This window comes from Nonomuraea antri, from assembly GCF_013283785.1.
GTDB lineage: Bacteria > Actinomycetota > Actinomycetes > Streptosporangiales > Streptosporangiaceae > Nonomuraea > Nonomuraea antri.
The window spans coordinates 52,836-59,298 of record NZ_JABCPZ010000039.1; the positions used below are offsets into that span (position 1 = coordinate 52,836).

Annotated in this window: 8 protein-coding genes and 1 pseudogene; 1 reads left to right on the forward strand and 8 read right to left on the reverse strand. The window is 69.6% G+C overall.

Translation table 11 applies throughout. The annotated features are described in order from the left end of the window. Positions 1-42: 42 nt before the first annotated feature. Positions 43-942 carry a LysR family transcriptional regulator gene (locus HII36_RS15865; protein WP_173523942.1) on the reverse strand — a complete coding sequence of 300 codons (900 nt, stop codon included), beginning with the start codon at positions 940-942 and terminating at the stop codon, positions 43-45. An 89-nt stretch (positions 943-1,031) separates the two neighbouring features. Between HII36_RS15865 and HII36_RS15870 the strand changes: the two genes are divergently transcribed. Then, complete coding sequence (locus HII36_RS15870) at positions 1,032-2,183, forward strand: MFS transporter (protein WP_173523943.1); 1,152 nt, start codon at positions 1,032-1,034, stop codon at positions 2,181-2,183. Here the strand turns inward: HII36_RS15870 and mutM are convergent. From mutM to HII36_RS15905, 7 genes and pseudogenes are all read right to left on the reverse strand, one after another. After that, complete coding sequence (mutM, locus tag HII36_RS15875; RefSeq protein ID WP_173523944.1) at positions 2,131-2,976, reverse strand: bifunctional DNA-formamidopyrimidine glycosylase/DNA-(apurinic or apyrimidinic site) lyase; 846 nt, start codon at positions 2,974-2,976, stop codon at positions 2,131-2,133. The genes HII36_RS15870 and mutM overlap by 53 nt on opposite strands. A gap of 60 nt (positions 2,977-3,036) precedes the next feature. Next, positions 3,037-3,756, reverse strand: coding sequence for a ribonuclease III (rnc, locus tag HII36_RS15880; protein WP_173523955.1), 720 nt, complete (start codon positions 3,754-3,756; stop codon positions 3,037-3,039). A gap of 214 nt (positions 3,757-3,970) precedes the next feature. Then, entirely contained in the window at positions 3,971-4,150 is a 180-nt protein-coding gene (rpmF, locus tag HII36_RS15885) for a 50S ribosomal protein L32 (RefSeq protein WP_033409409.1), read from the reverse strand. A 1-nt stretch (position 4,151) separates the two neighbouring features. Next, the gene (locus HII36_RS15890) at positions 4,152-4,721 is read right to left on the reverse strand and encodes a YceD family protein (RefSeq protein WP_407940795.1); all 570 of its coding nucleotides are present in this window, start codon (positions 4,719-4,721) and stop codon (positions 4,152-4,154) included. A gap of 53 nt (positions 4,722-4,774) precedes the next feature. Continuing rightward, a complete protein-coding gene (gene coaD, locus HII36_RS15895; protein WP_173523946.1) occupies positions 4,775-5,251 on the reverse strand; it encodes a pantetheine-phosphate adenylyltransferase in 477 nt (158 codons plus the stop codon). A 14-nt stretch (positions 5,252-5,265) separates the two neighbouring features. Continuing rightward, positions 5,266-5,832 (reverse strand): 16S rRNA (guanine(966)-N(2))-methyltransferase RsmD, encoded by a 567-nt coding sequence (gene rsmD, locus HII36_RS15900; RefSeq protein WP_173523947.1) that lies wholly within the window; start codon positions 5,830-5,832, stop codon positions 5,266-5,268. 280 nt (positions 5,833-6,112) lie between these two features. Then, a pseudogene (locus HII36_RS15905) lies at positions 6,113-6,463 on the reverse strand (ATP-dependent DNA helicase RecG); the annotation flags it as partial.

Genomic DNA, 6,463 nt, shown 5'->3' on the forward strand with positions numbered 1-6,463 from the left:
CCGTTACCCTCCGTGACCATCGCTCCCGTTATACCGATCCGGTCAGGCGACCAGCGGCACCCGGGCGGAGTACCGCTCGGCCGCCTCGTTGAACGCCCTGATGGCCGAGGTCTCCGCCGACCTGGACCAGACCAGGCCCATGACCGAGTCCGGCAGCCCCGAGACGGGCACGAACGCCACGTCGGGCCGCCCGTGATAGGAGGCCGCGGGCGTGCAGAACAACATCGCGCCCCGGTTGAGCGCCACCAGGGTGAGACCCTCCTGACTGGTGGCCACCGCGCCGGCCCGCGGGATCGGCCGTCCCGACGGGGTGAACGACGGCGTCACGTGCTCCTGCCACTCGCGCGGCGCCGGGCCCTCCAGCCCGAACAGCGGCAGCTCGGCCAGCTCCTCCGCGCCGATGGTCGCCCGCCTGGCGAACGGGTGCCTGAGCGACAGCCCCACCTTGTACGAGACCCGGTTCAGCGCCCGCCCTGTCACCAGGTCGGGCTCGTTCACCGGCAGCAGCGTGAACGTCAGGTCCACCCGGCCGGCGCGCAGCTTGCTGAAGGGGTCGGACAGCGGGATCTCCACCAGTTCCACCTCGCACCCCGGGTGCAGGCGCTCGAAGCTCTCCACGCTGCCGGTGACCACGTCGGTGGGCGTGGCGAAGAAGCCCAGCCGCAGCACGCCCGTCACCTCCCTTGCCCTGGACCTGGCCTGGTTCACCGCGTTCGCCAGGCCGTCGTAGGCGGGCCGCAGGTCGGCCAGGAAACGTTCGCCCAGCGGGGTGAGCAGCACCCGCCTGCTGGTGCGGTGGAAGAGCCGGCCGCCGATCCTGGTCTCCAGCGACCGCATGAGCTGGCTGACCCGGCCGGGCGACAGGTAGAGCCGATCGGCCGTGCGCGCGAAGTGCAGTTCCTCGCTCAGCACCACGAACGCTTCCAGTTCCCTGAACTCCACCGCGCACCCCCTGATCGCTTAGCCCACCTAAACCAAGCCTTCGGGCTTCGTCATTGTTCCGCCGCCCGGCCGGCAGAAGGCTGGACGGCATGACGATGACTGCTCAATCCAGCGCCGTGCAGCCGCGCTGGCTCGCCGTTTTCTCCGTCGCGGTGGGCACTTTCGCCCTGGTGACCAGCGAGATGTTGCCCGTCGGCCTGCTGACGTCGATCGCCGCCACGCTCGGCGTGAGCGACGGCACGGCCGGGCTGATGATGTCGGCGCCGGGCCTGGTCGCCGCGATCTCCGCACCCGTGCTCGCGATCGCCACCCGCCGTTTCGACCGGCGTCTCACCTTGCTCGCGCTGATGGCCCTGCTCGCCGTGTCGAACCTGGCGGGGGCGATCGCGCCGGACTATCCGGTGATGCTGGCCGCGCGGGTGCTCGGCGGGGTGAGCATCGGCGGGTTCTGGGCGTTCGCCGCCGGGCTCGGCACCCGGCTGGCCCCCGAGCGCTCGGTCGGCCGGGCCACCTCGATCATCATGGCCGGGGTGTCGGTGGCGTCGGTGCTCGGAGTGCCCGCGGCCACGTTCATCTCCTCGTTCGCGGGCTGGCGCAGCGCGTTCGCGGCTATGGGCGTGCTGGCGCTGATCCTGCTCGCGGTGCTGGCCGTGACGCTGCCGCCGATGCCGGGCGCGGATTCGCACCGGTCCGGTGAGCGGCTGTCCTGGCCGCTGAAGGCCGTCGTGCTGGCGACCGTGCTGATCGTGACCGCGCACTTCGCGGCCTACACCTACGTGCGGCCGTTCCTGGAGCAGGTCGCGCACGCCGACCCCGGGCTCGTCAGCGTCGCCCTGCTCCTGTACGGCGTGGCCGGCGTCACGGGCAACTTCGTGGCCGGATCGTGGGCGGCGCGGAATCCCAAGCCGGTGCTGATCGTCCTGGCCGGGCTCATCGCGCTGGCCACGGCGGCGCTGCCGGTGCTCGGCACGCCCCTGTTCGTGCTGGTGGTGTGGGGGCTCGGCTACGGCGGCGTGGGCGTGACGCTGCAACTGTGGATCATGCGGCACGGCGGCGGCGAGCTGGCCACCGCCGTCTACGTCAGCGCGTTCAACCTGTCGATCGGGCTCGGCTCGTTCGTCGGCGGCCGGGTCGTGGACGGGATCTCGACCTCCGCGGTGATGTGGACGGGCGCGATTCTGGCCCTGCTCACCGCGGCTTTCGCTGGCATCTGGGGCAGGAGTACGACGACCGGTTCATGAACGCCTCGCGCCTGATCGGCGTGCCGCACCGGGAACACGGCAGGTCGCGCCGGCCGTACGCCTCCAGCGAGCGCTCGAAGTAGCCGCTCTCGCCATTGACGTTGACGTAGAGGCTGTCGAACGACGTGCCGCCCTGGTGCAGCGCGGCGCTCATCACGGTACGCACCGCGGCCAGCAGCTCGGCCACCTTCGGCCGGGTGAGCGTCTGGGTGGGCCTGGCCCAGTGCAGCCTGGCGATCCACAGCGCCTCGTCGGCGTAGATGTTGCCGACGCCGCTGATCAGCGACTGGTCGAGCAGCGCCCGCTTGATCTCGGTGCGCTTGGCGCGCAGCCTGCGGGTGAACTCCGCCTCGTCGAACGACTCCTCGAACGGGTCGGGCGCGATGTGCGCGATCGGCTCCGGCACGCCGCCGACCAGCGGCGTCAGCATGACGTGGCCGAACGTGCGCTGGTCGACGAATCGCAGATCGGGGCCGCCGTCGGCGAAGCGCAGGAGCACCCGCAGATGCTTCTCCGGCGGCGACTCCGGATCGACCACCAGCAACTGGCCGCTCATGCCCAGATGGGCCAGCAGCGCCTCCTCGGCGCCGGACAGCGGCAGCCACAGGTACTTGCCGCGGCGCTCGGCCGACAGGATCGCGCGGCCCTTCAGCCGGGCGGCGAACTCGTCGGCGCCCGGCTCGTGCCGCCTGATCGCGCGGGGGTGCAGCACCTCCGCGGAGGCGATCTCGCGGCCGGTGACCCACTGCTCAAGGCCGCGCCTGACGACCTCTACCTCGGGAAGTTCGGGCAACCTGACCTCTTCTTGAACTGCCTGGCTCGTTGAACCGCCCGGCTGGTTGAACCGCGTGGCTCAGCCGGCCGGCTGGCTCTCGCGCTGCTCGCGGCGGGCCCTGATGCGGGTCCACGCCGCCTCGGCCGCCTGCTGCTCGGCCTCCTTCTTGCTGCGGCCGGTGCCCGAGCCGTACGACTCGCCGCCCACCCGCACCATGGCGGTGAACGACTTGGCGTGGTCGGGGCCGCTCTCCTCGACGTGGTACTCGGGGACGCCGAGCGCCTCGGAGGCGGTGAGCTCCTGCAGCGAGGTCTTCCAGTCGAGACCGGCGCCGAGCGAGGCCGAGCGCACGATCAGCGGGTCGAACAGCAGGTGCACGACCCGGAACGCCTCGTCGAGGCCCTTGTCGACGTAGATGGCGCCGATCAGCGCCTCCAGCGTGTCGGCCAGGATGGACGACTTGTCGCGCCCGCCCGTGCCCTCCTCGCCCCGGCCGAGCCGCAGGAACCGGCCCAGGCCGAGCCCCCTGGCCACGTCGGCCAGTGCGCGCATGTTGACGACCGCGGCCCGCAGCTTGGCCAGCTGGCCCTCGGGCAGGTCGGGGTGGTTGCGGTAGAGGGTGTCGGTGACCACCAGGCCGAGCACGGAGTCGCCGAGGAATTCAAGGCGCTCGTTGGTCGGCAGGCCGCCGTTCTCGTACGCGTAGGAGCGGTGCGTGAGCGCGCGCTCCAGAATGTCGGGGTCCAGGCTTACCGCGAGAACCCGCTCCAGCTCTTCCTTGGCGACCTCAACGGCCACCGGCTTAGGACCAGCGCCCACGTGCTTCCTCCTCGGACATCTTCACATGGCGCGTCGGCTGCGGAAGATGCCCGAAAACGTGGTGGGCGTCGGGGAGAACAGAGCCCCGGCGTCCACCACGGCCGCGGGCGGAACCGCCGCCGTACGCATCTGAGACGGTAACGCCGACCGGGGCACAATGGCACCCGGTCGGCATCACGTCAACTCAGCGAGATCAGGCGGACGGCTCGATGACCTGACGACGGTTGTAGGTGCCGCAGGTGGGGCACGCGATGTGCGGCTGCTTGGGCGAACGGCACTGCGGGCAGCTCACCAGGGCGACAGCAGTCGTCTTCCACTGGGAGCGACGGGCGCGGGTGTTGCTCCGCGACATCTTTCGCTTCGGGACGGCCACGTCACTTCTCCTGATCGTTATCGTTCTCGGAAATCAGACCTTGCAACGACGCCCAGCGGGCGTCGATCTTCTCGTGCCGGTGATCGTCGCCGGCCTCGGCCAGCTTGATCCCGCACTCCGTGCAGAGCCCCGGGCAGTCTTCACGGCAGACCGGGCTCAACGGCAGTGCGAGCACCACCGCGTCGCGGAATGTCGGCTCGAGGTCGAGCAGCTCTCCGTCGAGCAGTGAGTCCTCGTCCGAGGCGTCCTCGTCGGAGTAGAAGAACAGCTCCTGCAGGTCGACCTCGAGGTCCGAGGCGACCGGGTCAAGGCACCGCGCGCACTCCCCGGCCAGCGGGGCCTGCGCCGTGCCCGAGACGAGCACGCCTTCCATCACTGCTTCGAACCGGAGATCCAGCTCGACTTCGGCGTCTTTGGGGACACCGATCATGTCGACGCCGACATCCACCGGTGCCGGGAGCGTCAGGGTCATCCGCTTCATCGTGCCCGGCCGCTTTCCCAGGTCGTGAGTGGAGATCACCCAAGGGGAGCGGGGGTCGAGGTGCTGAGTCATCCTGCTCTCGCTAGGCATGGCGAAAATATCGCCGTCGTACAAGGCCGAAATGAAAGGATACCAGGTCGCGGTCAGCCTCTGAGCCGCTCGATGAGCAGCTTGTGCACCAGGTCGGGGACCAGCCCCGACACGTCGCCGCCGTACCTGGCGATCTCCTTGACCCGGCTCGACGACAGGAACGAGTATTCCGGGTTCGTCGGCATGAACAGCGTCTCGACCCCCGACAGGCGGTAGTTGAGCTGCGCCATCTGCAGCTCGTAGTCGAAGTCGCTGACCACCCGGATGCCCTTGACGATCGCGGGGATGTCGTTCTCCTTGCAGAAGTCGACCAGCAGGCCGTGGAACTTCCGAACCTTGACGTTCGGATATTCCTTGGTCACGGTCTGCAGGATCTCGATCCGTTCATCGACCGTGAACAGGCTGCTCTTCTCGATGTTGATGAGAACGGCCACGGTCACCTCGTCGTACAGCCGGGCGGCCCGGCCGATGATGTCGAGATGACCATTCGTGATGGGGTCGAACGACCCCGGGCAGACAACGCGGCGCAAGACGCCTCCCAGGTCTACGGGTTCCCGGCGGCGCGACCGTACCAAACGGACGCTTCACCGTATCTACGGACCCTCTCCTCAACATAACCTTCCGGCCACATCAGAGGATTTCCCCGACTTTCCCTCTCGAACGCCACCAGAGCGTCCACGGCCAGCCAGCCGTTGTCGCGCAGCAGCTCAAGCACCCGGATGACCTCGGCGTCCTTCACCGCGTACGGAGGATCGGCGAACACGATGTCGAAACCCTCCTCGGCCGGCTTGCCGAGGAACCGCTCCACCTTGTCGCCCACGACCCTGGCCTCGGCCAGGCCCAGGGACCTGACGTTGTCCTTGATCGTCCGCAGCGCCTTCTGGTCGGACTCGACCAGCACCGCCAGTTCCGCCCCCCGCGACAGCGCCTCCAGCCCGATCGCGCCCGACCCGGCGTACAGGTCGATCACCCGGGCGCCGTCGAGCCCGTGCAGCGAGTCGAGTGTCAAGAAGATCCCTTCTCGCGCCCTGTCGCTGGTCGGTCTCGTCCCGCGCCCCGGCGGCACGGCCAGCCGGCGTCCACCCGCGCTCCCCGCGATGATCCGAGTCATGAGACCCATTGTTCCGCATGTCCATGCAGGTCAAGAGTGGACAAGTGTCTCCCTCGACTGCGCAAGGGTGATTCACATCGGCCGATCGGTTCCGCATGATGAGTTCTGCGGCCTTCGAGGTGACCCACATGAAGGCCGACCGGCGTGATCGTGAGCCCTTCCGCACGCCGGTTCCCTCGGCACCTGACCCGAGGGTGGGCCCAGCCGGGGACGGCATTCGGGGGGAGGCCGTCCCCGCGGCTGGGTTCGTTCACTCACTCAGCGCGGCCCGGGGGCCCGCTCAGGTCTTCTCCAGGTATTCGGCCTTCTCGTCGGCCAGCAGGCGGTCGATCTCCGCGCGCAGCCCGTCGTGCGACGCCAGCTCGGGATCGCCGGCCAGCAGCGCCAACGCCTCCTCGCGGGCGGTGACGATCACGTCCTCGTCGCGCAGGAGCTGCAGCAGCTTCAGCGACGACCGCTTGCCCGACTGCGCCGCGCCCAGCACGTCGCCCTCACGCCGTTGTTCGAGGTCGACCCTGGACAGCTCGAACCCGTCGAGCGTGGCGGCCACCGCGTCGAGCCTGGCGCGGGCCGGGGTGCCCTCGGCGAAGTCGGAGACCAGCAGGCACAGCCCGGGCAGCCCGCCCCGGCC

Excerpts from the sequence above, each read along its gene's own strand:
- HII36_RS15870 (WP_173523943.1), top strand. The coding sequence starts at position 1,032 with ATGACGATGACTGCTCAATCCAGCGCCGTGCAGCCGCGCTGGCTCGCC.
- HII36_RS15890 (WP_407940795.1), bottom strand. The coding sequence starts at position 4,721 with ATGCCTAGCGAGAGCAGGATGACTCAGCACCTCGACCCCCGCTCCCCT.
- rsmD (WP_173523947.1), bottom strand. The coding sequence starts at position 5,832 with ATGACTCGGATCATCGCGGGGAGCGCGGGTGGACGCCGGCTGGCCGTG.